The sequence below is a fragment of the Pantoea sp. PvP021 genome, from assembly GCF_054056055.1.
Genome location: NZ_JBSRXX010000003.1, coordinates 1 through 24,742, shown reverse-complemented (window position 1 = coordinate 24,742; position 24,742 = coordinate 1). Strand labels below are relative to the sequence as shown.

General features: G+C 54.5%; 21 protein-coding genes and 1 rRNA gene. 14 read left to right on the top strand and 8 right to left on the bottom strand.

What is annotated here, in order from left to right:
* Window positions 1-33: 33 nt before the first annotated feature.
* The 7 genes from yhdP to csrD form a co-directional block, all read right to left on the bottom strand.
* Entirely contained in the window at window positions 34-3,858 is a 3,825-nt protein-coding gene (gene yhdP / locus ACVKSX_RS11700) for an AsmA2 domain-containing protein YhdP (protein ID WP_010256049.1), read from the bottom strand.
* Window positions 3,859-4,006: 148 nt separating this feature from the next.
* Complete coding sequence (rng, locus tag ACVKSX_RS11695; protein ID WP_003855268.1) at window positions 4,007-5,476, bottom strand: ribonuclease G; 1,470 nt, start codon at window positions 5,474-5,476, stop codon at window positions 4,007-4,009.
* Window positions 5,466-6,059: a Maf family protein gene (locus ACVKSX_RS11690; protein ID WP_354438943.1), complete on the bottom strand. Its 594-nt coding sequence runs from the start codon at window positions 6,057-6,059 to the stop codon at window positions 5,466-5,468. Before ACVKSX_RS11690 ends, rng begins: the two co-directional genes overlap by 11 nt.
* A gap of 8 nt (window positions 6,060-6,067) precedes the next feature.
* Window positions 6,068-6,556, bottom strand: coding sequence for a rod shape-determining protein MreD (gene mreD, locus ACVKSX_RS11685; protein WP_354438945.1), 489 nt, complete (start codon window positions 6,554-6,556; stop codon window positions 6,068-6,070).
* Complete coding sequence (gene mreC, locus ACVKSX_RS11680; RefSeq protein WP_010256043.1) at window positions 6,553-7,575, bottom strand: rod shape-determining protein MreC; 1,023 nt, start codon at window positions 7,573-7,575, stop codon at window positions 6,553-6,555. Before mreC ends, mreD begins: the two co-directional genes overlap by 4 nt.
* Before the next feature lie 148 nt (window positions 7,576-7,723).
* A complete protein-coding gene (gene mreB, locus ACVKSX_RS11675; RefSeq protein WP_004385136.1) occupies window positions 7,724-8,767 on the bottom strand; it encodes a rod shape-determining protein MreB in 1,044 nt (347 codons plus the stop codon).
* Between the two features lie 311 nt (window positions 8,768-9,078).
* Window positions 9,079-11,028: an RNase E specificity factor CsrD gene (gene csrD, locus ACVKSX_RS11670; protein WP_010699819.1), complete on the bottom strand. Its 1,950-nt coding sequence runs from the start codon at window positions 11,026-11,028 to the stop codon at window positions 9,079-9,081.
* Between the two features lie 286 nt (window positions 11,029-11,314).
* Between csrD and msrP the strand changes: the two genes are divergently transcribed.
* From msrP to ACVKSX_RS11600, 14 genes are all read left to right on the top strand, one after another.
* Entirely contained in the window at window positions 11,315-12,319 is a 1,005-nt protein-coding gene (gene msrP / locus ACVKSX_RS11665; protein ID WP_010256016.1) for a protein-methionine-sulfoxide reductase catalytic subunit MsrP, read from the top strand.
* Window positions 12,320-12,925: a protein-methionine-sulfoxide reductase heme-binding subunit MsrQ gene (gene msrQ / locus ACVKSX_RS11660; protein ID WP_010256013.1), complete on the top strand. Its 606-nt coding sequence runs from the start codon at window positions 12,320-12,322 to the stop codon at window positions 12,923-12,925.
* A 232-nt stretch (window positions 12,926-13,157) separates the two neighbouring features.
* Entirely contained in the window at window positions 13,158-13,610 is a 453-nt protein-coding gene (gene aroQ, locus ACVKSX_RS11655; RefSeq protein ID WP_010256011.1) for a type II 3-dehydroquinate dehydratase, read from the top strand.
* Between the two features lie 25 nt (window positions 13,611-13,635).
* A complete protein-coding gene (gene accB, locus ACVKSX_RS11650) occupies window positions 13,636-14,097 on the top strand; it encodes an acetyl-CoA carboxylase biotin carboxyl carrier protein (protein ID WP_010256009.1) in 462 nt (153 codons plus the stop codon).
* 11 nt (window positions 14,098-14,108) lie between these two features.
* A complete protein-coding gene (gene accC, locus ACVKSX_RS11645) occupies window positions 14,109-15,458 on the top strand; it encodes an acetyl-CoA carboxylase biotin carboxylase subunit (protein WP_010256007.1) in 1,350 nt (449 codons plus the stop codon).
* A 72-nt stretch (window positions 15,459-15,530) separates the two neighbouring features.
* Window positions 15,531-15,773, top strand: coding sequence for a YhdT family protein (locus ACVKSX_RS11640; RefSeq protein ID WP_010256005.1), 243 nt, complete (start codon window positions 15,531-15,533; stop codon window positions 15,771-15,773).
* Entirely contained in the window at window positions 15,763-17,208 is a 1,446-nt protein-coding gene (panF, locus tag ACVKSX_RS11635; RefSeq protein ID WP_010256003.1) for a sodium/pantothenate symporter, read from the top strand. The genes ACVKSX_RS11640 and panF overlap by 11 nt, the downstream gene beginning before the upstream one ends.
* A 16-nt stretch (window positions 17,209-17,224) precedes the next feature.
* Window positions 17,225-18,106 carry a 50S ribosomal protein L11 methyltransferase gene (prmA, locus tag ACVKSX_RS11630; RefSeq protein WP_010699821.1) on the top strand — a complete coding sequence of 294 codons (882 nt, stop codon included), beginning with the start codon at window positions 17,225-17,227 and terminating at the stop codon, window positions 18,104-18,106.
* 367 nt (window positions 18,107-18,473) lie between these two features.
* A complete protein-coding gene (gene dusB, locus ACVKSX_RS11625) occupies window positions 18,474-19,439 on the top strand; it encodes a tRNA dihydrouridine synthase DusB (protein WP_008925814.1) in 966 nt (321 codons plus the stop codon).
* Between the two features lie 23 nt (window positions 19,440-19,462).
* Window positions 19,463-19,759 (top strand): DNA-binding transcriptional regulator Fis, encoded by a 297-nt coding sequence (gene fis, locus ACVKSX_RS11620; RefSeq protein ID WP_003855228.1) that lies wholly within the window; start codon window positions 19,463-19,465, stop codon window positions 19,757-19,759.
* 543 nt (window positions 19,760-20,302) lie between these two features.
* Complete coding sequence (locus tag ACVKSX_RS11615; RefSeq protein ID WP_010255984.1) at window positions 20,303-21,328, top strand: amino acid ABC transporter substrate-binding protein; 1,026 nt, start codon at window positions 20,303-20,305, stop codon at window positions 21,326-21,328.
* 68 nt (window positions 21,329-21,396) lie between these two features.
* Window positions 21,397-22,575 carry an amino acid ABC transporter permease gene (locus ACVKSX_RS11610; protein ID WP_354438949.1) on the top strand — a complete coding sequence of 393 codons (1,179 nt, stop codon included), beginning with the start codon at window positions 21,397-21,399 and terminating at the stop codon, window positions 22,573-22,575.
* Window positions 22,576-22,590: 15 nt separating this feature from the next.
* Window positions 22,591-23,691 carry an amino acid ABC transporter permease gene (locus ACVKSX_RS11605; RefSeq protein WP_010255980.1) on the top strand — a complete coding sequence of 367 codons (1,101 nt, stop codon included), beginning with the start codon at window positions 22,591-22,593 and terminating at the stop codon, window positions 23,689-23,691.
* Between the two features lie 8 nt (window positions 23,692-23,699).
* On the top strand, window positions 23,700-24,461 hold the full coding sequence (locus ACVKSX_RS11600; protein WP_010699823.1) for an amino acid ABC transporter ATP-binding protein: 762 nt from the start codon (window positions 23,700-23,702) through the stop codon (window positions 24,459-24,461).
* A gap of 193 nt (window positions 24,462-24,654) precedes the next feature.
* Here the strand turns inward: ACVKSX_RS11600 and rrf are convergent.
* Window positions 24,655-24,742: ribosomal RNA gene (gene rrf, locus ACVKSX_RS11595) — 5S ribosomal RNA — on the bottom strand; the annotation flags it as partial.

The following is a 24,742-nucleotide window of genomic DNA, read 5'->3' as shown; positions in this document are numbered from 1 at the left end:
ATAGCCTGCGGTAATTCCGGTACGGCGTCAAATTCACTTGTTGTCAGTCTCACGCGGTTTACGCAGCACTTCATTGATTTCTGGTTTATCCAGCGGGCCACTGATGTGATAACGCAGCAGCGATATCTTGTTCCACAGGGGTCCCAGAACTTTACTGGCGGCAAACACCGCCGCGCCAATCACCGGATTGATGGCAAAAGCTGTCGCCACACCAACCGAGGCGGATATTTCCGGCGCAACCACCGCTTCCATGTCGATCTGACGCTTCACCAGGTCGAGATTACCCTGCATCGCGATGTCCGCTTCCAGGCCATCTACCAGCAGATTATCGGTGCGCATCATGCCGTTTTCGATCCAGGCGGTGCCGTTAATCGAGTCGAAGTAGAAAGAATTGGTGAAGGTGTCGCTGAAGTCGAAGCGCAGCTTGCGCAGTAGCGCATCAAAACTCACCAGCCGCAGAATTTTACCGGCGGCACCGGTATTCACATCGGCGATCTGGCCTTTGCCAAAGTGGGTCTTCAGGGTGCCGCTCAGCGTCTCTGCCGAGGGCTGCCAGGGGGCAGAGCGCCAGTGCAGGTCATACGCAATATCAAATGGCGCATCGCGCAGCGGCGTGTTGACCCCAAACCAGTTGGTCGCGTTATTAATATTCGGGCCTTTCAGCGTGCCCTTCAGCGAAGTGCGCTGGTCGTCCGGGCGGTTAACCCATTCCCCGTTGATTTTCAGCTGTGAGCTGCCAGTATCCACTTTTCCGTTAGTAAGCGCTAACGTATCTCCGCGGGGTTGCAGCATCGCGGAGACCTGACCATATTTCTGACCCAGCACCCAGCACTCTTTACAGCGCAACTGTAAAGCGGGCCACTGGCTGAAGTTAATGTTCGTGGCTTTTTGAGGTGGCGCTTTGCCGCCTTTGCCTTCACCGTTATCCCACTGCGGATTGTAGTAAAGGTAATCCAGGTTCACCTGCCACGGTGCTTTCGGTGCCATTGCCAGCGCACCACGCAGCTCTTTAGCCCTGACGCCGACCTGGCCCTTGCCGCCCGCACTCTGAGCCAGTGTGGCTTCAACCTCATGCCATTGCTGCCCGGCCAGGGTGACGGCCGGGCTACGAAGCGTGATATTGCCGGGCAGCGTGACGCCACCCGTTTTGAGGCCGCCGCCTGACTCGCTGCCCCCGGATGCTCCCCCTGCGGCCATCATCGCCACCCAGGCCTCGCCATCCAGCGCGGGCAGGTTCAGTACCATGCCGGGATGATCGGGCAGAGCAGGTGTTTTCTGCGCATCATTCAGCCAGATGCCACGATCGACGCGCAGCGTCGGCTCCAGCAACCAGCGGCTGTTAAAGCGATGGTTTGCATCGACGCTGCCACTGAGATCGAAATGGTGCAGGTCGCCACTGGCCTTGATTGCGACTGGCATCGCCTCACCGGCTTTCTTATCGAGCGGTGCAGGTAAGTGACTACTTACTTCTTTTGCATTGCCGTTCAGCGTCACGTCATAACGCGCCCCGCCATGATGGGGCAGCGTAATATTGACGTCGCCCTGCCATGGCAGATTTCCGCCCAGCTGCTTGCTGACAGCTGCAGGAAGCTGGCTGATTTTAGCGGGCTGCCAGTCGCCCTGAAGTTTGACGTTCACGCCAAAGTCGTCCGGATTCTCTTTGGTGCTGAAACGCACGCCCATTGGCTGACCAAACCAGTTCGCACGCAGATCCTCACTGGCCAGATTGCCGTTGTCGTAACGGAAGCGCCCGGAGAGATTGTTAATGGTGGTTTTTAACGGTTTGATAAACAGCGAATTATTGTTCAGGTCCACATTGCCACGGGCGTGAACCTGCTCACCATCCAGCGGGATATCCAGATTCAGGTGGCCGCCGACGCGGCCTTTGATTTCCAGCTGCTCCAGCGCGGCACCCAGTGAAGGTTTCAGCGGAGTCTGCCCGAAATAGTCTGCGATCTGCTGGCCTTCACCACTGATATCACCCTCAATGATCAGTTTTTCTTTCAGGTAGTCGGGGATGACCGCAGTGACGTTGCGCGCGTCCACCTCGCCCAGTTTCGCCACCGGCGCTTTCATCCAGAGACCGTCATTCAGGAAGTTAAGGTCGATATCGAGATTGCTTAACGCTGGCCATTTGGGCTGAAACGCATAGGTTGCCTGGCGAAGCGGCACCCAGACCTGGAACATGCCATCATTATGCTTGAACGGGAACAGCGCCGGATTACCGGCAAACAGCAGTGTGGCGTTATCCACCTTGCCACCCTTCACTGCCCCACTCAGATAGTGCGTCAGGCTGTTACCCAACAGCGGCACCGGGAAGTAGCGCCAGGCATCGCCCGCATCGGTAAGCCGGATACCGGCCAGAATATCCAGACGAGGCTCACCGCCGCTGTTCTGCTGGTAGCTGAAGTCGCCGCGCGCCCAGAGCGAGCGTGCTTCCAGGTCAAGATTTTCGCCCGCCAGCGTGAGGCCATGATCATCATTCAGCCAGCGCAGCGCACCGGTCACCCGCTTAATCTCTAACGGAGCCTGGAACATGTCACCATAGGGAACGGTCGCCGCCCCCATATCCACACTGACCTGACCATTGCTCAGGCTGCCGCGCGCTTCACCGCTTAAATGGCTGATGCCCGGCAACAGTTTCCAGTGCTGCCAGCTGAAATCACGCCACTTCACCTGTACGCGGGTTTTTTCAGGCTGCTGTAACGGAATATCCAGCGCCAGGCCATCGATGGTGCCCTGTGGCTGCAGCGTCTGCCAGTTTTCAAACAGCGCCGGAGAGAGCGGCGCAAACAGCGGAACGATCGGCGCAATATGACTCAGCACCAGCTGTGTGGCGCGAACGCGCACTTCCGGCTGACCATCCGGTCCCAGCATCTGCTTATCTTCAGGGCGCCATAACAGAGAGAAGTGACCGGCGGGCCAGGCGTGGCCGTCGGTGCTGAGCCGGGTTTGTGGCACATTGACCACCCAGCCATTCTGGAAACGTGACAGATGCGCGGTCAGCCCATCGACCTCAATGCGGTGTCGTCCGGTCTCGCCCTGCCAGCTGGCTCCGCCCTTGCGCAGCAGCAAATCACCGGCGTAGATGTCGCCATCGCGCAGGTTAACCCAGGCCGCCAGGCTAAATCGGGCGCTATCCAGCCGGGTATTGTCACGCACCCAACGGCCCAGCCACGGGCGCATATCGACGTCGTCGGCCTGCATCCAGATGCGGCCATCATTGAGTAAACCGTTGCTGTCGTTAAGATCAAGCCGCACCTGGACCACGCCGTGCTGGCCGGTGAAGCTCGACAGGCTGACTTCGCCTTCGGCCCGGTGGCGGTTATCTTCATTGACCCAGGTGAGTCGCGGGATCGCCAGCTCAGCATGCTGACCGGAAGGGGTGCGGAAACGGATGGTGCTGTCACGCAGGTCAAAGTGGTCAAACTGACGCAGGAAGAGTTCGTTTATCTGCGCCGGACGGAAGCTGTTTTTCTCTTTGTCGTTATCCAGCAGCGGGCGATTAGTATCGAGGTGCAACTGCCAGAAGGTCAGATCGCGAAACTGCCACCGCCAGTGCAGCAGGGACTGCCAGACGTCGAGAGCCAGATTGATACGTTTGATAGTGAGTTTGCCGTTCTCATGCAGATCGACGCTAAGATCGCGAACCTGCAGGGTTGGGCCAAAATTCTCCCATTTACCCTGTAACTGGCTGGCGTTGACCGGCACGCCGCTGCTGTCGGAGATGTATTGCAGAAGGTTGCTGCGATAGCTGTCGAGATGCGGCATCACCAGACGCAATCCGCTGACCAGCAGCGCGACAATCACGATGATTGCCGCGACCAGCAGTAACAAAATCCTCGGCAACTGCCTCACTCACGCCTCTCCTTGTGTTCCGTAAACGACGGATAGTTGGTTCTCATACCCGACCGTCTCCCGATAAAAGCGTTAAAACGCGCATTTTATCTCAAACAAGGGCGATTTTTCAGCCCGATATCCGAAGAAACCGGTGACCGGGCTGGCGTTACATCATCACCACGTCGAACTGCTCCTGAGTGTAGAGCGCTTCAACATGAACTTTAACCTGCTTGCCGACAAAGATTTCGACTTCAGCCAGTGCATGAGACTCGTCAGTTTTTAACGCCTCACCCACCGTCGGTGAAACATAGACCAGAAAGCGGTCAGAATCATAAGCGTGATGAACCCGGACAATCTCACGCATGATTTCATAGCAGACCGTTTCAACAGTTTTCAGCGTGCCGCGCCCTTTGCAGACCGGGCAGTCCTGACACAAAACGTGCTCAATGCTTTCACGGGTACGCTTACGCGTCATCTCCACCAGACCCAGCGCCGAGAAACCATTAATACCGGTTTTAACCCGATCTTTACTGAGCGCGCTTTCCAGCGAATGCAATACCCGGCGGCGATGGTCTTCGTTGCTCATATCGATGAAGTCGATAATGATGATGCCACCAAGATTACGCAGTCGCAGCTGACGTGCGATCGCCTGAGTGGCTTCAACATTGGTATTAAAGATCGTCTCATCAAGGTTACGATGGCCGACAAACGCACCGGTGTTGATATCGATGGTGGTCATCGCTTCGGTCTGATCGATAATCAGATATCCGCCTGACTTTAGTTCAACTTTGCGATCCAGCGAGCGCTGAATCTCATTTTCGACGTCAAACAGGTCGAAAATAGGCTGTTTACCGTTGTAGAGCTCCAGCTTACCGGCCATTTCCGGGATATATTCACCGGTAAATTCCACCAGCATGTCGCAGGTCAGGCGGGAGTCGACCCGGATGCGATCCAGCGCCGCGCCCGCAAAATCACGCAGAATACGCTGGGCCAGAGCCAGCTCACCGTAGAGCAGGCAGCGGGTCTGATTGCGCTTTTTACGCTCGCTGACTTTGGTCCAGAGTCGTTTGAGAAAAGCCGCGTCCTGCGCCAGCTCCTCTTCCCCGATGCCTTCTGCGGCGGTACGGATAATAAAGCCGCCCAGATCGTCGCAGTAGTCAGCCACGACCGCTTTAAGCCGATCGCGCTCTTTCTCGCTCTCAATACGCTGAGAGACACCCACATGCGATGCGCCTGGCATAAAGACCAGGTAACGCGAAGGCAGCGTGATGTCAGTGGTCAGCCGGGCACCTTTGGTACCAAGCGGATCTTTGACGACCTGAACCACCAGATCCTGTCCCTGCCGCACCAGCTCGGCGATATCCCGCACGATAAAGTTTTTCTTTTCGTCGCCCGCCACACATTCAGTATGCGGCATGATATCTGAGGCATGCAGAAAGGCCGCTTTCTCCAGACCGATATCAACAAAAGCGGCCTGCATGCCGGGCAGAACACGGCTTACACGGCCTTTATAAATATTGCCAACGATGCCGCGCCGCGCCTCACGCTCAATGTGAATTTCCTGCAGTATGCCGCCGTCAATATAGGCAACACGTGTTTCAGAAGGCGTGACGTTTACCAGTAATTCAGCCGTCATGTTGACCCCTTACGGCACGCAGTGACTCGAAATGGCTGATCAACTCCCCTGTCTCAACCAAGGGTAATCCGACCACTGCATGGTAGCTTCCATTAATTTTGCGGACAAAGTTTCCTCCCCTGCCCTGAATACCGTATGCACCCGCTTTATCCATTGGCTCGCCGGTCGCGATATAGTCGTCGATGTCGGTGGCGGTTAAGGTGCGGAATGTCACATCAGTGATTACGACGCAATCCAGCGCCTGCTGACTGTCGGCCAGCGCTACCGCCGTCATCACCTGATGCGTATGACCAGAGAGTTTGCACAGCATCGCGCGGGCATTAGCGGCATCGCGCGGCTTTTCCAGCACTTCGCCATTCAGCACCACAATCGTATCCGCGCCCAGCACCGGCAGATCCTGCGCGGCCAGTTTGACACCCGCCTGCGCTTTATCATTGGCCAGACGGCGGACATAGATTTCCGCCGCTTCGTTCGGCTGACGCTGCTCTTCAACGCCAGTCACGATGCGCTCGAATGTCAGACCAAGTTGAGTTAACAGCTCACGACGACGCGGTGAACCGGAAGCAAGATAGAGGGTTACCATAAATTTCCTTATTGAACAGCGAACTGACGACGAATTTTTCTCATTAATAAGAATAGCCAGGGCCAGAGAATACCGTCGACGACACTGCTCCAGAAAATTTCAGGTCGGAATGAAACGTTGATTACCAGGAATTCAGCCCAGAAGACAATCACATCCATAGCCAGCGACAGCACCATAACCATTAACGCTTGCTGCCACAACGCTAAGTTGCGGAATAACTGGAACTTAAAGGCAATCAGGTAGGCGATGATACTGAGCGCCAGCGCACGCACGCCGAGTGTGGAACCCGCAATCAGATCCATGATGGCACCCAGCAAAAATCCGCTACCGACATTGACCCGATGCGGCAGTGCGAGCACCCAATAGATAAGGATCAACAGCAGCCATGAGGGCCGGAACATATAAATTTCATCCGGCCAGGGCATGATCTGCAGGACAAGCGCAACCAGGAAGGAGAGCCAGATGACCCAACGTCCCTGGCTGCGATATCGACTCAAGGCTGCCCCCCGCGTGAACGCGAGGAGTTGCTTTGTCCACTGCTGCTGGTAGCTGAAGGTGCAGGCGGTCCCATCTGTACGGCAGGCGCAGGCGGGCCCATTTCTCCCGCAGGCGGTAAGACCTGCGGCATCATCTGCATCAGACGCTCGTTCGCAACGCGATGAACTTCATCCTGCGGCAGCGGCATATCACCATTGCGATCGGCGCCCCACAGCAGCAGCAGGTAACGCAGACGCTGCAGACCCGCGGTCGGATGCGCCTGAATCACCGTATAGGCGCGTTGGGTATCCACTTTTACCGAAGAAACCACACCCACCGGATAGCCTTCAGGGAATCGGCCACCGATACCTGAAGTCACCAGTACATCGCCGACCCGAATGTCCGTATTACCCGGCAGATGCTCAAGCTGAAGATCTTCAGTACAACCGTTACCTGCGGCAATGACACGAATATCATTACGCAGCACCTGAATCGGCAGGGCATGTGACGCATCGCAGATGAGCAGAACACGGCTGGTGAGTTGTCCGACAGCGATGACCTGACCGACTACCCCTTTATCACTGATGACCGGCTGGCCTTCATAGACGCCGTTAACGCTGCCTTTGTCGATTACCACCTGGTCGGTGTAAGGATCGGTGCCGGTAGAAATGACCTGTGTCACCATCTTTTGCTCATCCTGACGCAGCGGTGAACCCAGCAGTTCACGCAGGCGTGCGTTTTCCTGCTTATATTGCCCCAGCATTAGCAGGTTACTGTTTTTCAGGAAGAGCTCACGACGTAACGCTTTGTTTTCCTGCTCGAGTTGCTGACGCGACGCCAGCGACTCTGACACGCCATCCAGCAACTGACGTGGCCCATTGGCCAGGAAGTAAAACGGACTGACCGACGTATCCAGATAGTTGCGTATTTGGGTAAAAGAACCCACACGGCTGTCGGCAATGATAATGGCAATCGCCACGATAACCGCCAGGAATAGACGCAACTGCAGGGAAGGTCCCCTGCTAAAAATCGGCTTCATATAATCTGCGTGATCCTCGACAACAGGAGAGGAAGCGACGGCATAACACCGTGCTTCCCTGGGCTGAACGCACTGCACCGGCACAGATTGCGCCGGTTCACATGCCACTCCCTCGCATGATCATTGCGTTCTTAGCCGGTTGAGGCAATTATTCTTCGCTGAACAAATCGCCGCCATGCATGTCGATCATTTCCAGCGCTTTGCCGCCACCGCGAGCCACACAGGTCAGTGGATCCTCAGCAACCACAACCGGAATGCCCGTCTCTTCCATCAGCAGACGATCCAGGTTGCGCAGTAACGCACCACCGCCGGTCAGCACCATGCCGCGCTCCGAAATATCTGAAGCCAGCTCAGGCGGACACTGCTCAAGGGCAACCATCACCGCGCTAACGATGCCGGTTAACGGCTCCTGCAGCGCTTCCAGAATTTCATTAGAGTTCAGTGTAAAGCCGCGCGGTACACCTTCTGCCAGGTTACGACCACGCACTTCGATCTCACGGACTTCATCACCCGGATAGGCTGAACCGATCTCATGCTTAATACGTTCTGCGGTCGCTTCGCCGATCAGTGAACCGTAGTTACGACGCACATAATTAATAATAGCTTCATCGAAACGATCGCCACCAATACGCACTGACGAGGAGTAGACCACACCGTTCAGCGAGATCACCGCAACTTCTGTGGTACCGCCACCAATATCCACCACCATTGAGCCAGTCGCTTCTGAAACGGGCAGACCCGCACCAATTGCTGCAGCCATTGGCTCTTCAATCAGAAACACTTCACGCGCGCCTGCGCCCTGAGCGGATTCACGAATCGCGCGGCGTTCAACCTGTGTTGCCCCGACGGGTACGCAGACCAGCACACGCGGGCTGGGACGCATAAAACTGTTGCTGTGAACCTGCTTGATGAAGTGTTGCAGCATCTTTTCGGTCACGAAGAAGTCAGCGATAACGCCATCTTTCATCGGACGAATCGCTGCGATATTGCCTGGCGTACGGCCAAGCATCTGTTTGGCCTCATGACCCACGGCCGCAACACTTTTCGGTGAACCGGCACGATCCTGTCGAATAGCGACGACGGAGGGCTCGTTCAGTACGATGCCCTGTCCTTTCACGTAAATCAGGGTATTCGCGGTACCCAGGTCAATGGACAAGTCGTTGGAAAACATGCCACGAAATTTTTTAAACATACTAAGGGGTAATCCTGCAAGCTGGGGGCGGAAAATAAAATCCGCTTACTTTACCAACCACACGAAGCTGCCACAAGGCGCAAAAACGTTCTGCTTCGGTGAAAAAAGACGCCTGATTGCGTTTAAGTCATCTGAACTGGCGATCCACAACAGCAGAATGGCGACCAGACGCCATCAGCACTGCATTTCACGCTATTTCCCCTCGCCCTGTCCGACATAAAATCTAACATTTCCGGCAGTAAGTTCAGAGGTTCAGACGCGGATAAACATTAAAAAAAACCGTAAATTTCCGTCAGTACGACAGCAATTCATTAAATACGGTAACGTTGTGAATACTTCTTCACGTTACTGTTAACCGGAAGCGAGGGAGCAAAAAAGTCGCCCTGCCCACCTGCTACGCCCAACGCGACTAAAGTTTGCCACTCCGCTTTAGTGCGGACACCGGTAGCAAACACCTGAATGCCCGTACATTTACAGACTTCCAGCAGACTCTGCACAAACAGCTGATTTTCAGTCCGGCGCTCAATATTGCGTACCAGACCGGCATCAAGCTTGATCAGTTCCAGCGGCAGCTGTCGTATGTAGGCGCTGCTTACCACGGTTAAACCCGCCTGATTTACCGCAACCCGACAGCCAAAAGCCTTAAGTGCGCGGAAAACTGGCGTTAAACGGTTGATGTGTTGACAAACATCTGCCTCGGCAAGTTCAAATAAAAATCGTTTTCTTTGCGCTTTCGGGCACTGCAGCAGCATGTTCTGCAGCCAGAGGACAAAAGAGCGCTGAAGAAGCGAGGTAATCGTCACCGGGATCACCAGCGTCTCTTCTGGCCAGAGTTCAGAGAGTGCCGCAATGCGGGTCATTAACTGGCGATCCCAGCCATCAGCCATGCCGAGCTGCTGTACCAGGGGCATATATTCTGCGGCCAGCACTTCTTTATCGCCGTCGAAGATGCGGGTCAGCATCACCCGGTGCTGTACCTTACCCTCAATATTGACGGTGGGTTTATGATAGAGCCGCGGGCCGCCACGGCTAAGCGTGTTCTCCAGCAGGGTTCGCCAGCGCACACTACCCCGCCCGGCGTCCTGCGGATTTCCGGCACCATTGGTCCAGTTGTTGCCGCCCAGCAGTGCCGCACGTCGGGTAGCCATTTCGGCATTTTCCATCACCTGCGGCACAGTCTGCCCGCTGTGCCAGGCGCTGATACCGATATGGATGAGATCATCACGATTAACCAGCCGCATCGGCGGCAGGGAATCAACGGCATTGATCAGCTGATCCGCAATACTGTTTGCCTCTTTGAGACTGCGATGCGGCAGTAGCACGGCAAAATCACTGCGGAAATAGCGTGCCAGCAGGGCGCCAGGATAGCGCAGCACAAAGGTGGAAAGCATGTTGACGAAATTGAAGAGGTACTCCTCAACCAGCCCCGGCTCCAGCGAATCCTTCAGCGTGTCCAGATCGGGCAGGCGCACCATCATCACCACACCATGGGTGCCGACTGCTTCCTGATCCTCCAGCAGGGTGGCGAGCTGGTTATCAAAGAACAGCCGGTTGTTGAGACCGGTGCGTCCATCCTGCGCAGCAAAGGTGCGGATCAGCGTGTCGATACGCAGACGCTGCTCGCCCGCCTCCTGCAGATCCGCCAGCAACACATCCAGTGCGCGGCTCGCTCTCGGTGGCCACTCATCCGCACCGCGTTTCGGCATTACACCGCGCTCACCGCTGATAATCGCCTCTGCCCGTACTTCAAGATGCTCCATACCGCGCCACTGACGACTGAGCCAGCGATGCATCAGCAGCAGCACCAGACTCATCACCAGCATGACGGTAAACAGGATGCCCAGCGTAGAGGTGCCGGTAATGGAGCGCAGCCAGGTTTTGGCAGGATCAAGGGTGACGACCCGCAGCTCTAAACCCGTCTGGTGCATCAAAGGCACATCGACCTGGATAAAACGATTAGGCTCGTCTTCCAGCATCTGGTTTTCGTGTCGGGAGAGGGTAAGGAAAGTCTGCCTGCCGTTGTGAAGAGAAATCTGCTCGGCATTCATTATCGGCATCATACGCGTGAGCCAGACATGCAGCTCTGCCGGCGTCTGGGTGAACATCGCCTGATCCACTTCGGTCGCCAGTATCTGCGCCCGATGTTCAACCCGCTGATGACTGAACCAGAAAACACTGAATGCACAGCCTGCCAGCATCAACGACATGGCCAGCAGGCTTAAAAAGGTAATAAACGCAGATAATTTTGTGGTTAATCGCATCCCTGTGCCTGTATTACTGCGGTGATAACCGGATCACCCAACCTTGTACCGTCAGCCTGACGAAAACGCGAGCAAAAATAGCATAATTTGCCGTTGCCGACAGCGCCGGGACGTATGAAGCCGAAGTATATCGTCGGGATATCATCGCTGACGCTGATCCTGGCACTTTTCGGTGCATTCTCATCGTACCGGCCAGCCAGGAAATTTCACATTTTCAGGGCGAAACTGGCTGATATCAGTAATAGTCATCATGCTGGTTAATGACATCCTGTCTGGAGAGGGCACCATGAAACGCACACCCCGTCTGACCGAAGCCGACGTAACGCCGGAAAGCATTTTTAACATGAAGCGCCGCCAGGTGCTGAAAACGCTGGGACTGAGCGCAGCGGCGATGGGTATGCCGGGCGTGGCGCAAGCCGATATTCTCAGCTGGTTCAAAGGCAACGATCGCCCACCCGCGCCAGCAGGCCGGCCGCTGGACTTTACCAAACCAGCGCAATATCAGGCCGATCTGACCTTAACGCCTGCGGATAAAGTTTCCGGCTATAACAACTTCTATGAGTTCGGGCTGGATAAGGCCGATCCGGCTGCCAATGCCGGTACGCTGAAAACAGAACCCTGGAAACTGACCATTGATGGCGAAGTGGCGAAGCCCGTGACCCTGGATATGGATGACATCTTTAAACGGTTTGCCATGGAGCAGCGAATCTATCGCATGCGCTGCGTGGAGGCCTGGTCAATGGTGGTGCCCTGGATAGGCTTCGAGCTCAATAAGCTTATCTCTCTGGCGGAACCCACCAGCAAAGCGCGTTTTGTCGCCTTTCAGACACTGTACGATCCTGAGCAGATGCCAGGTCAGAAAGATCGCTTTATTGGCGGCGGACTCAATTATCCCTATGTCGAAGGTTTACGTCTGGATGAAGCCATGCATCCGCTGACCATTCTGACCACCGGCGTCTATGGCAAAGCGCTGCCGCCGCAGAATGGCGCGCCGATTCGCCTGACGGTGCCGTGGAAATATGGTTTTAAGGGCATTAAGTCGATTGTCAAAATCACCCTGACCGCAAATCAGCCGCCAACGACCTGGAACCAGATCGCCGCAGATGAATATGGTTTTTATGCCAATGTGAATCCGCATGTTAATCATCCACGCTGGTCGCAGGCCACTGAGCGATTTATTGGCCCGGGCGGAAGTCTGAAGGTCGAACGTCAGCCAACGCTGCTGTTTAACGGCTATGCCGAACAGGTTGCGTCGCTCTATCGTGGCCTGGATTTACGGGAGAATTACTAGGTGGTACGCCTGTCGATAAAACAGATCACCTGGCTTAAGGTGATTCTGCATCTGGCGGCCCTGTTGCCGCTGATTTATCTGGTTCTTGCCGCGATGCAGGGCGGCCTGAGTGCGGATCCGGCAAAAGATATTCAGCATTTTACCGGCCGCATGGCGCTGAAACTGCTGCTGGGTACGCTGCTGGTCTCACCGCTGGCACGTTATGGCAGGCAACCGCTGTTAATCCGCACCCGGCGTCTGCTTGGCGTCTGGACGTTTGTCTGGGCTTCTCTCCATCTGCTGAGTTATTACCTGCTGGAGCTGGGCGCTGACAATCTGCGTCTGCTGGGCAGCGAGCTGATTTCCCGTCCCTATCTGACACTGGGGATTATCAGCTGGCTGATATTACTGGCCCTGGCGCTGACGTCGTTTCAGCGCGCTCAGCGCAAGCTCGGTAAGCGCTGGCAAACCCTGCACAACGCGGTCTATCTGGTGGCCATTCTGGTGCCGATTCACTATATCTGGTCAGTGAAAACCGTGTCACCCCAGCCACTTATCTACGCACTACTTGCTGCAATACTGTTAGCCTGGCGTTACAAAAAATTTCTCAAATGGTGGCCTCGCTAGCGCTTCACCCGTTGTTTTCCTCTGCACTTTTCTGATAAAAGATGTGGCCCGCAGGCCACATCCGATCATCTTCGCAGATAAGACCAGTATTTTGCTGCGAAATGACACGAAACGGATATAATGCCCGGCTTTATTGCTCGTCGGGTCTTCTTTTTCATTCTCAAAGGTGACAAATGAAGATTCGCAAGGTATTTTACGCGATGCCTCAATGATTGCGGGAGATGGCAGCACGATGGCGCATAAATTACATATTCTGCTTTTAAACGGGCCCAACCTGAACCTGTTGGGAACGCGTGAACCTGAGAAGTATGGTCATACCACGCTGCGTCAGATCGTTGACGATTTGACACGTCAGGCAGACCAGTTGAATGTGGAATTGAGCCACCTGCAAACCAATGCTGAATTTCAGCTGATTGATCGCATTCATGAGGCCAAAGGCAATGTGGATTACATCATTATTAATCCTGCCGCGTTTACCCATACCAGTGTCGCACTACGTGATGCCCTGCTGGCGGTAGAAATACCGTTTATCGAGGTTCATCTCTCCAACGTGCATGCCCGCGAGCCCTTCCGCCATCACTCCTATCTTTCTGATGTCTCTGCTGGCGTGATCTGTGGGCTTGGCGCTGACGGCTACACATGGGCTTTACAAACGGCAGTAAAACGCCTGTCTCAAACTAATTAATCAAACTGAGTACGGAACCCCACTCATGGATATTCGTAAAATTAAAAAACTGATCGAACTGGTTGAAGAGTCTGGCATTTCAGAGCTGGAAATTTCTGAAGGTGAAGAGTCCGTTCGCATCAGCCGTGCACCTGCAAATGTGGGTTACCCGATGATGCAGCAGACTTACGCTGCGCCGGTTCAACAGCCTGCTCTGGCAACAGCTGTTGCCCCTGTTGCAGCGGTTGCCGAAGCGGCACCGGCTGAAATCAGCGGTCACATCGTGCGTTCACCAATGGTAGGGACCTTCTACCGTACGCCGAGCCCGGATGCGAAAGCCTTTGTGGAAGTCGGCCAGAAAGTGAATGCCGGCGATACCTTGTGCATCGTCGAAGCCATGAAAATGATGAACCAGATCGAAGCTGACAAATCAGGTGTAGTGAAAGCGATCCTGGTTGAAAGCGGTCAGCCGGTCGAATTTGACGAGCCACTGGTTATCATCGAGTAACGGGGCAGATCATGCTGGATAAAATTGTTATTGCTAACCGTGGTGAGATTGCGCTGCGCATTCTGCGTGCCTGTAAAGAACTGGGCATCAAGACTGTTGCGGTACACTCAAGCGCGGATCGTGACCTTAAGCACGTGCTGCTGGCAGACGAAACCGTCTGCATCGGCCCGGCGCAGTCAGTTAAAAGTTACCTCAACATCCCGGCGCTGATCTCTGCTGCAGAGATCACCGGCGCGGTGGCGATTCACCCTGGCTATGGCTTCCTCTCTGAGAATGCCGATTTTGCTGAGCAGGTTGAGCGCTCCGGCTTTATCTTTATCGGTCCGAAAGCAGACACCATTCGCCTGATGGGCGACAAAGTCTCTGCGATTAATGCGATGAAGAAAGCAGGCGTCCCAACCGTACCCGGTTCTGACGGTTCGCTGACCGATGATATGGAAAAAAACCGTGCCTTTGCGAAGCGCATCGGTTATCCGGTCATCATCAAAGCCTCTGGCGGCGGCGGCGGTCGTGGTATGCGCGTTGTGCGCAGCGACAAAGATCTGGAACAATCCATCAACATGACGAAAGCGGAAGCCAAAGCGGCTTTCAGCAACGACATGGTTTACATGGAGAAGTATCTGGAGAATCCGCGCCACATCGAGATTCAGGTTCTGGCTGACGGCCAGGGCAACGCGATCTATCTGGGCGAACGTGACTGCTCTATGCAGCGTCGTCACCAGAAAGTGGTTGAAGAAGCGCCAGGCCCAGGTATTACTGAAGAACAGCGCAGCTTTATCGGCAATCGTTGTGCCAAAGCCTGTATTGAGATTGGCTATCGTGGCGCAGGTACCTTCGAGTTTCTGTACGAAAACGGTGAGTTCTACTTCATTGAGATGAACACCCGTATTCAGGTGGAACATCCGGTGACCGAGATGATCACTGGTGTGGATCTGATCAAAGAGCAGCTGCGCATTGCTGCGGGTCAGCCACTGTCGATCAAACAGGACGAAGTGGTTATTCGCGGACATGCGGTCGAGTGCCGTATTAACGCTGAAGATCCGGTCACCTTCCTGCCAAGTCCGGGTAAAATCACCCGCTTCCATGCGCCAGGCGGTTTTGGCGTGCGCTGGGAGTCGCATATTTACTCAGGCTACACCGTACCGCCGTATTACGACTCCATGATCGGTAAGCTGATCACCTATGGCGAAACGCGCGACGTGGCTATCGCCCGCATGAAGAATGCGCTGGCGGAACTGATCATCGACGGTATCAAAACCAACGTTGAACTGCAGATGAAAATTATGTCCGACGAAAACTTCCAGCACGGTGGAACCAATATCCACTATCTGGAGAAAAAACTCGGCTTGCACGAGAAGTAAACGCAACGCTGAGTCAGTCAGAGGCCGGTTAATCCGGCCTTTTTCTTTTGCCGCTGGCGTTAAGGTTGAATCATGGATGCTCGTTTTATACAGGCACATAAAGAGGCGCGCTGGTCGCTCTACCTCACCCTGCTCTGGCTCGCTGCCTGGGGGCTTTCTGCCTGGCTGGGTGGCAGTGAAATTGGTATCACCGGCCTGCCGCGCTGGTTTGAACTCTCCTGCCTGTTTGCTCCCCTGTTGTTCATATTCCTGTGCTGGATGATGGTGCGGTTAATTTTCCGCGACATGCCGCTGGAGGACACAAATGAACAGTGAAATTATCCTGCCGTTACTGATTTATCTGGTGTTGATTGCCGCGCTGTCGGTGTTTGCCGTGCGCAAAAGGCGCGAGGGTAGCTTCCTCACTGAATATTTCCTTGGCAGCCGCTCCATGGGCGGATTTGTGCTGGCGATGACGCTCACCACCACCTATATCAGCGCCAGCTCGTTTATTGGTGGTCCCGGTGCCGCCTACAAATATGGGCTGGGATGGGTATTGCTGGCGATGGTGCAGGTGCCCGCCGTCTGGCTCTCGCTGGGTGTGCTGGGGAAAAAGTTTGCCATCCTGGCGCGTAAGCATAATGCGGTGACGCTGAATGACATGCTCTACGCCCGCTATCAGAGCCCGCTGCTGATCTGGCTGGCAAGTCTGAGCCTGCTGGTTGCCTTTATCGGTGCCATGACAGTGCAGTTTATTGGCGGCGCGCGGCTGCTCGAAACCGCCGCAGGCATCCCGTATGACACGGGTCTGCTGATTTTTGGCGGCACTATTGCGCTCTACACCGCTTTTGGCGGGTTCCGTGCCAGCGTTCTCAATGACGCCATGCAGGGCATCGTGATGCTGATTGGCACATTTCTGCTGCTGTTCGCGGTGATTCATCAGGCTGGCGGCCTGAGCACGGCCGTGCAGAAACTGCATGACATTGATCCCGCTCTGCTGTCGCCGCAGGGACCGGGTGAGATTATAACGCCGACCTTCCTCAGTTCATTTGTCGTGCTGGTCTGTTTTGGGGTGATTGGCTTGCCGCATACTGCGGTGCGCTGCATCTCTTATAAAGACAGCAAGGCAGTCCATCGGGCCATTATTCTGGGTACCATTGTGGTGGTGATCCTGATGCTGGGAATGCATCTGGCCGGTGCGCTGGGCCGGGCGATACTGCCGAATCTGACCGTGCCGGATAGTGTTATACCCACCCTGATGATCACTGTGCTGCCACCGTTAGCTGCCGGACTGTTTCTGGCAGCCCCCATGGCCGCCATTATGTCGACCATTAATGCCCAGCTGTTACAGGCTTCGGCTACGCTGATCAAAGATCTCTATCTGCGTGTTGCCCCACAGCAGATGGAAAATGAGACGCGGCTGCGGCTGTTATCTGGCACCATTACGTTCGCACTGGGTCTCCTGCTGCTGATTGCGGCCTGGAATCCACCCGATATGATTATCTGGCTCAACCTGCTGGCCTTTGGCGGCCTTGAGGCGGTTTTCCTCTGGCCGCTGGTACTGGGTCTCTACTGGGAACGCGCTAATGCCGCAGGCGCCATCACCGGCATGGTGGTGGGTGGAGGCTGCTACGCTTTTCTGGCGAGCCTGAACCTGCAGATTCTGGGTTTTCATCCCATTGTGCCCTCACTGCTTTTAAGCCTGCTGGCATTTTTAGTGGGCAACCTGTTTGGACGCGCGCCGCAAACGGTCGACGCGCCGCAACATTGACGGAAAGAGAGACGTTATGCCGTGGATTCAAATCAAAATTAATAGCTCAGGTGAACACGCGGAAACGCTGAGCGATGCGCTGATGGACATTGGTGCGGTTTCAGTGACCTTTCAGGATACCAACGACACGCCGGTGTATGAGCCGCTGCCAGGTGAAACCCGCCTGTGGGGCGATACCGATGTTATCGGCCTGTTCGATGCAGAAACTGATATGGCCGCGATTACCGCCGAACTGGCGCAGCATCCGTTGCTGGGCGCCGGTTTTCGTCACCGGATCGAGCAGATCGAAGATAAAGACTGGGAGCGCGAATGGATGGAAAACTTCCATCCGATGCGCTTCGGTGAGCGGCTCTGGATCTGTCCGAGCTGGCGTGATGTGCCGGATCCTGATGCCGTCAACGTGATGCTCGATCCCGGCCTGGCGTTTGGGACCGGCACGCATCCGACCACCTCACTCTGCCTTACCTGGCTTGACGGGCTGGATCTGGTGGGCAAAACGGTGATCGATTTCGGCTGTGGTTCGGGGATCCTGGCGATCGCCGCACTGAAGCTGGGTGCGGCTCAGGCGATCGGGATTGATATCGATCCGCAGGCTATTCAGGCCAGCCGGGATAATGCTGAGCGCAACGGCGTCTCTGATCGCCTGTCGCTCTATCTGCCCCACCAGCAACCCGAAAATCTGCAGGCTGATGTGGTGGTGGCCAATATCCTGGCCGGCCCGCTACGTGAACTGGCCCCGCTGATCAGCGTACTGCCGAAGTCTGGCGGTCATCTGGGACTCTCGGGCGTGTTAGAGAGCCAGGCAGAGAGCGTCTGCGAAGCGTATGTCAGCGAGTTCACGCTCGACCCGGTTGCGGTTAAAGAGGAGTGGTGCCGGATTACCGGGATTAAATCCTGAATATGGCGCCTGTCTGCCGCCTCTGATATCGCGCTGCCCGGAACAAAGTGCCTTAACAGAACATTCAGCCAGCCCGTAGCGTAAGTTGCGGGCTTTCCCGATTTGAAATGGATGCTTGTATCGTTAATCACGGCATGTGACGTTTTTTATCTGGCGAATTGACGTACTTTTCTGGAAAAACTTTTGCTCACAATTTCAGCATAAATTGTTAAGTCTTTGATATTTAAGCTTAATAAATATGCGCATCGATCATGACCCGGATTTCATTGATCTTTCTTGCTGATTGTTCAAAGTTTGGCCTTTCATCTTCCTGCAAAAATGCGTAATATACGCCGCCTTGCAGACACAGTATGGCCATTCTGACTTCATGCGTATTGGAAACCTCCAGCTGAGAAATCGACTGATTGCAGCACCGATGGCCGGTATTACCGACAGGCCGTTCAGGGCGCTGTGTCACGAAATGGGTGCAGGCATGGCAGTTTCTGAGATGTTGTCTTCAAACCCGGAAGTCTGGGCAAGCGACAAATCTCGATTACGTATGGTTCACAGCGATGAGCCAGGCATTCGCGCCGTGCAAATTGCCGGTTGCGATCCCAGTGAAATGGCGCAAGCTGCACGCATTAATGTTGAGGCTGGTGCACAGGTCATCGACATTAATATGGGATGCCCTGCCAAGAAGGTTAACCGCAAAATGGCGGGTTCAGCCTTGCTGCAATATCCCACCGTGGTGGAGTCAATTCTCTCCGCAGTGGTTAATGCAGTGAATGTGCCGGTTACGCTGAAAATTCGTACTGGCTGGGATCCTGAAAACAGGAACTGTGTCGCGATTGCCCAATTGGCTGAACGCTGCGGTATACAGGCTCTGACGATACATGGTCGCACTCGTGCCTGCCTGTTCAACGGAGAAGCTGAATATGACAGCATTCGGACAGTTAAGCAGAGTGTCTCCATTCCGATTATCGCGAATGGAGACATAACTGACCCGCATAAAGCCAGAGCGGTGCTCGACTATACAGGGGCCGATGCTCTGATGATAGGACGTGCTGCTCAGGGAAGACCGTGGATCTTCCGGGAAATCCAGCATTATCTGGACACTGGGGAGTTGCTTGCCCCGCTGCCGATGGCAGAGGTCAAGCGCTTGCTTGTTTCGCATATACGTGAGCTGCACGACTTTTACGGTTCAGGCAAGGGATACCGTATAGCGCGAAAGCACGTCTCCTGGTACCTGCAGGAGCACGCCCCGAATGACCAGTTTCGGCGCACATTCAACGCCATTGAGGATGCCAGCGAACAGCTGGAGGCGTTGGAGGCATACTTCGAAAATCTTGCGTAACGAAATAAAGAGCTGAAAGAACTATGTTCGAACAACGCGTAAATTCTGACGTACTGACCGTTTCAACCGTTAACTCACAGGATCAGGTAACTCAAAAACCTTTGCGTGATTCGGTTAAACAGGCACTGAAGAACTATTTTGCTCAACTGAATGGTCAGGATGTGAGCGACCTGTATGAGCTGGTTTTGGCTGAAGTCGAGCAGCCTCTGTTGGACATGGTGATGCAGTATACCCGTGGCAATCAGACCCGTGCTGCCCTGATGATGGGTATCAACCGCGGTACGCTGCGTAAGAAATTGAAAAAATACGGCATGAACTGATTTTTAGTTCTGTCTGTAAATCACGCCAGCCTTCGGGCTGGCGTTTTTATTTGTGCGTCGACGCACAAAGCCACGGTAATGATAGTGAAACAGTTTCCGGTAATATGGTAACTGTAGTTGCAATCGCTGGCGTGATATTTCACCCTCTCGCTTTCGCCCGCTGTGATTTGACTTAGTGCCTGCCTGACCCTCACCTCGCTTCACATCCCCGCCACTGCTGGGTATGTGACTTTCTGCGCATTAAAAAGCAACGCAATCTCTTCATACATTTCTGCCTGAGTGAATGCTCACACTGCTCCCACATAGTGAAACTATTTGCACTAAATGTGATCGGGTCGACTCGCATTGCTTCCTTTTGGTGCGCCATATTAGCGGAACTTTCTAAGTGCTTCCGATTATTAACCGTTCTTTCATACGAATTCAGGAACCTGCAAACCTGGCATCAGCTTTGCAGAGTCGTGGATGGCTGACCGCCACAGACAGGAAAAACGCACACTAAAGTGCGCAAACATAACAACATGATCCCGCCACACAGGATGCTTTATGAAAAAGATGATGCTCTCTACGCTGATCGCTGCTGCCTCGCTGGTTGCCGTTGCTCAGCAAGCACACGCAGGCACCACACTGGATGCGATAAAGAAAAAAGGTTTTGTTCAATGTGGTATCAGTGACGGCTTGCCGGGCTTCTCCTATGCAGATGCTGGCGGCAAGTTTACCGGTATCGATGTGGATGTGTGTCGTGCGACGGCTGCCGCTGTGTTTGGTGATGCGACCAAAGTGAAATATACCCCGCTGACCGCGAAAGAGCGTTTTACCGCTCTGCAGTCCGGCGAGGTGGATGTGCTTTCACGTAATACCACCTGGACCTCATCGCGCGATGGCGGCATGGGCTTCCTGTTTGCGGGCGTGAACTATTACGACGGTATCGGCTTCCTGACTCACCAGAAGGCCGGCCTGAAAAGTGCGAAAGAGCTGGATGGTGCCACCGTCTGTATTCAGGCGGGAACCGACACCGAGCTGAACGTAGCGGACTTCTTTAAAGCCAACAAAATGCAATATACGCCTGTAACCTTCGACCGCTCTGATGAATCGGCTAAAGCGCTGGATAGCGGACGTTGTGATACGCTGGCATCTGACCAGTCTCAGCTTTACGCATTACGCATTAAGCTGGGCAAACCGGACGAATTTATTGTTCTGCCCGAAGTGATCTCCAAAGAGCCGCTGGGGCCGTTGGTGCGTCGTGGTGATGATGACTGGTTCACCATCGTGAAGTGGTCGCTCTACGCCATGCTGAATGCGGAGGAGATGGGCATCTCCTCGAAGAACGTTGACCAGATGACGGCCAAGCCAACCACACCAGACATGGCACACTTCCTGGGCGCCGAAGGTGATTTTGGTAAGGATCTGAAGCTGGATAACAAGTGGGCCTACAACATCGTCAAGCAGGTGGGTAACTATCAGGAAAGCTTTGACCGTAACGTCGGTAAAGACAGCGCACTGAAGATTGCACGTGGTCAGAATGCGTTGTGGAACCAGGGCGGTATTCAGTACGCACCACCGGTACGTTAACAGACCTCACTAATCGGGCACCCTATTCTGTGGTGCCCTACCCCAGCTTTCGTTACTGAGGTTTCAACATGTCACAACGCCCAACCGTGAAAAGGGATTTTTCATTTGGTAATCCCACGGTTCGCGCCTGGATTTATCAGCTCATCGCCGTCGTCGCGGTGCTTGGTGTGGTGGGTTATCTGGTGCATAACACCATTATTAACCTTACTAATCGCGGTATTACATCGGGGTTTGGATTTCTTGAGCGCACTGCCGGTTTCGGCATCGTTCAGCATCTGATTGAGTACACTGAGGGAGATACCTACGCGCGCGTGTTTCTGGTCGGATTAACCAACACGCTGCTGGTCTCTGCACTCTGTATTGTTTTCGCTTCGATTCTCGGATTCGCAGTCGGTCTTGCCCGCCTTTCTGACAACTGGCTGCTGCGGAAACTCTCGAATATCTATATCGAAACCTTCCGTAATATCCCACCCCTGCTGCAAATCTTCTTCTGGTACTTTGCAGTCTTACGCAATCTACCGGGCCCACGTCAGGCGCTGAATGCTTTTGACCTGGCATATGTCAGTAATCGCGGACTCTACGTTCCATGGCCGACCTATGCAGCAGGCAGCTGGCCGTTTGTTATTGCACTGCTTCTGGCCGCGGCTGTGAGCTATGGCCTGTACCGCTTTAACCGTAAACATCAGCTGAAAACTGGTCAGTTACGTCGCACATGGCCCGCTGCCGTTGTGATGCTGATTCTCTTTCCTTTGCTTGCACACATTGGGTTTGGCCCAGCCACGCACTGGGATGTGCCACAACTGCGCGGTTTCAATTTCCGTGGCGGCTCGGTGATGATACCGGAGCTGGCAGCCCTGACGCTGGCACTGTCGATTTATACCTCGTCATTTATTGCTGAAGTGATCCGCTCCGGGATTCAGTCAGTACCCTATGGTCAGCATGAAGCGGCGCGATCGCTGGGGCTGCCTAATCCGGTTACGCTGCGCCAGGTGATTATTCCGCAGGCCATGCGCGTCATTATTCCGCCACTGACCAGCCAGTATCTGAACATCGTGAAGAACTCCTCACTCGCCGCCGCTATCGGTTATCCCGATATGGTGTCGCTGTTTGCCGGATCGGTACTGAATCAGACCGGGCAGGCCATCGAGACGATTGCTATCACGATGGGCGTTTACCTGATTATCAGCCTGCTGATATCAATGCTTATGAACTTCTACAACCGCAAAATTGCGCTGGTTGAGCGTTAAGAGAACGGGATAACTATGTCTGTGACTACGCATGAAACGCCCCCCGTCCCGACGACTCTGGTCAGTCGCGCCTGGTTTTGGGCTCGTAAAAACCTGTTTTCCAGCTGGTTTAATACGCTACTGACGCTGTTTTGCATCTGGGTTATCTGGCACGTCATTCCGCCCGCGCTGAACTGGCTGGTCTTTCAGGCAAACTGGATCGGCACCACGCGCGCCGATTGCACCAAAGAGGGTGCCTGTTGGGTCTTTATCCATGCTCGTTTCGGCCAGTTCATGTATGGGCTTTACCCGCATGAGTTGCGCTGGCGTATTAACCTGGCGCTGGTGATCGGCCTGCTGTCGATTGTGCCGATGTTCCTGAAGAGCCTGCCGTATCGTGGACGCTACATTGCTGCCTGGGCTGTCATCTATCCGGTGATTGTCTGGTTTCTGCTGTATGGCGGCTATCTGGGGCTGGAACGTGTCGAAACACGTCAATGGGGCGGATTAACGCTGACGCTGATTATTGCGTCGGTGGGTATTGCCGGTGCGCTGCCGCTGGGTATTTTGCTGGCACTGGGCCGTCGCTCACGCATGCCGGTCGTGCGCACGCTGTCGATTATCTTTATTGAGTTCTGGCGCGGCGTGCCGCTGATTACCGTACTGTTTATGTCATCCGTGATGCTGCCGCTGTTTATGTCTGAAGGCACTAACATCGACAAGCTGGTGCGCGCGCTGGTCGGCGTCATTCTGTTCCAGTCCGCCTATGTGGCAGAGGTGGTTCGCGGTGGCCTGCAGGCACTGCCGAAAGGTCAGTACGAAGCAGCCGAATCTCTGGCGCTGGGCTACTGGAAGACGCAGATGCTGGTTATTCTGCCCCAGGCGCTGAAGCTCACTATTCCCGGCCTGGTCAATACTATCATCGCACTGTTTAAAGATACCAGCCTGGTCATCATCATTGGTCTTTTCGATCTGTTCAGCAGCGTCCAGCAGGCAACGGTCGATCCGACCTGGCTGGGGATGTCGACCGAAGGTTATGTCTTTGCTGCACTGGTCTATTGGATCTTCTGTTTTAGCATGTCGCGCTACAGCCAGTATCTGGAAAAGCGCTTTCACACCGGGCGTACATCGCACTGAGGTTTTACATGACTGACTCTATGACACACTCTTCCGACGCGTTGATGATCTCGCTTGAGAACGTGAATAAATGGTACGGGCAATTCCATGTACTGAAAGACATCAACCTGCAGGTTAAACCCCGTGAACGCATCGTACTGTGCGGACCTTCCGGCTCCGGCAAATCGACGACGATCCGCTGTATCAACCATCTGGAAGAGCATCAGCAGGGCCGCATTGTTGTTGACGGTATCCATCTTAATGATGACGTTCGTAACATTGAGCGCGTGCGCACCGAAGTCGGTATGGTCTTCCAGCACTTCAATCTCTTTCCGCATCTGACCGTACTGCAAAACTGCACGCTGGCACCTTCCTGGGTAAGAAAGATTCCAAAGAAGGAAGCTGATGAGCTGGCCATGCACTATCTGCAACGCGTGCGTATTGCCGAGCATGCACATAAGTTTCCGGGCCAGCTCTCTGGCGGACAGCAGCAGCGTGTCGCCATCGCCCGCTCACTCTGTATGAAACCCAAAATTATGCTGTTTGATGAGCCCACGTCAGCGCTGGATCCTGAGATGGTTAAAGAGGTGCTTGATACGATGATTGGTCTGGCGGAGGATGGGATGACTATGCTGTGCGTAACCCATGAGATGGGCTTTGCCCGAACGGTGGCTGACCGGGTGATCTTTATGGATCGGGGAGAGATCGTCGAAGTCGCGCCACCGCAGGAGTTCTTTGCGAATCCAAAATCGGAGCGTACCCGGGCGTTTCTATCGCAGGTTATTCACTGATCAGACGTTCAGTTATCTCATTACCCGGCCTGGTGCCGGGTTTTTTATGGACTGAACAGCCGCTTTAATATGCTTACTGACCTGTTGCTGTTATGAATAAACAGACAGATACGTTCTTCAGAGGGAGTTTTATTGCGGTTTGCTACAACGAAAAAAGCCCTTCGCATACGCAAAGGGCTCTCTCTTATTTGATGCCTGGCAGTTCCCTACTCTCGCATGGGGAGACCCCACACTACCATCGGCGCTACGGCGTTTCACTTCTGAGTTCGGCATGGGGTCAG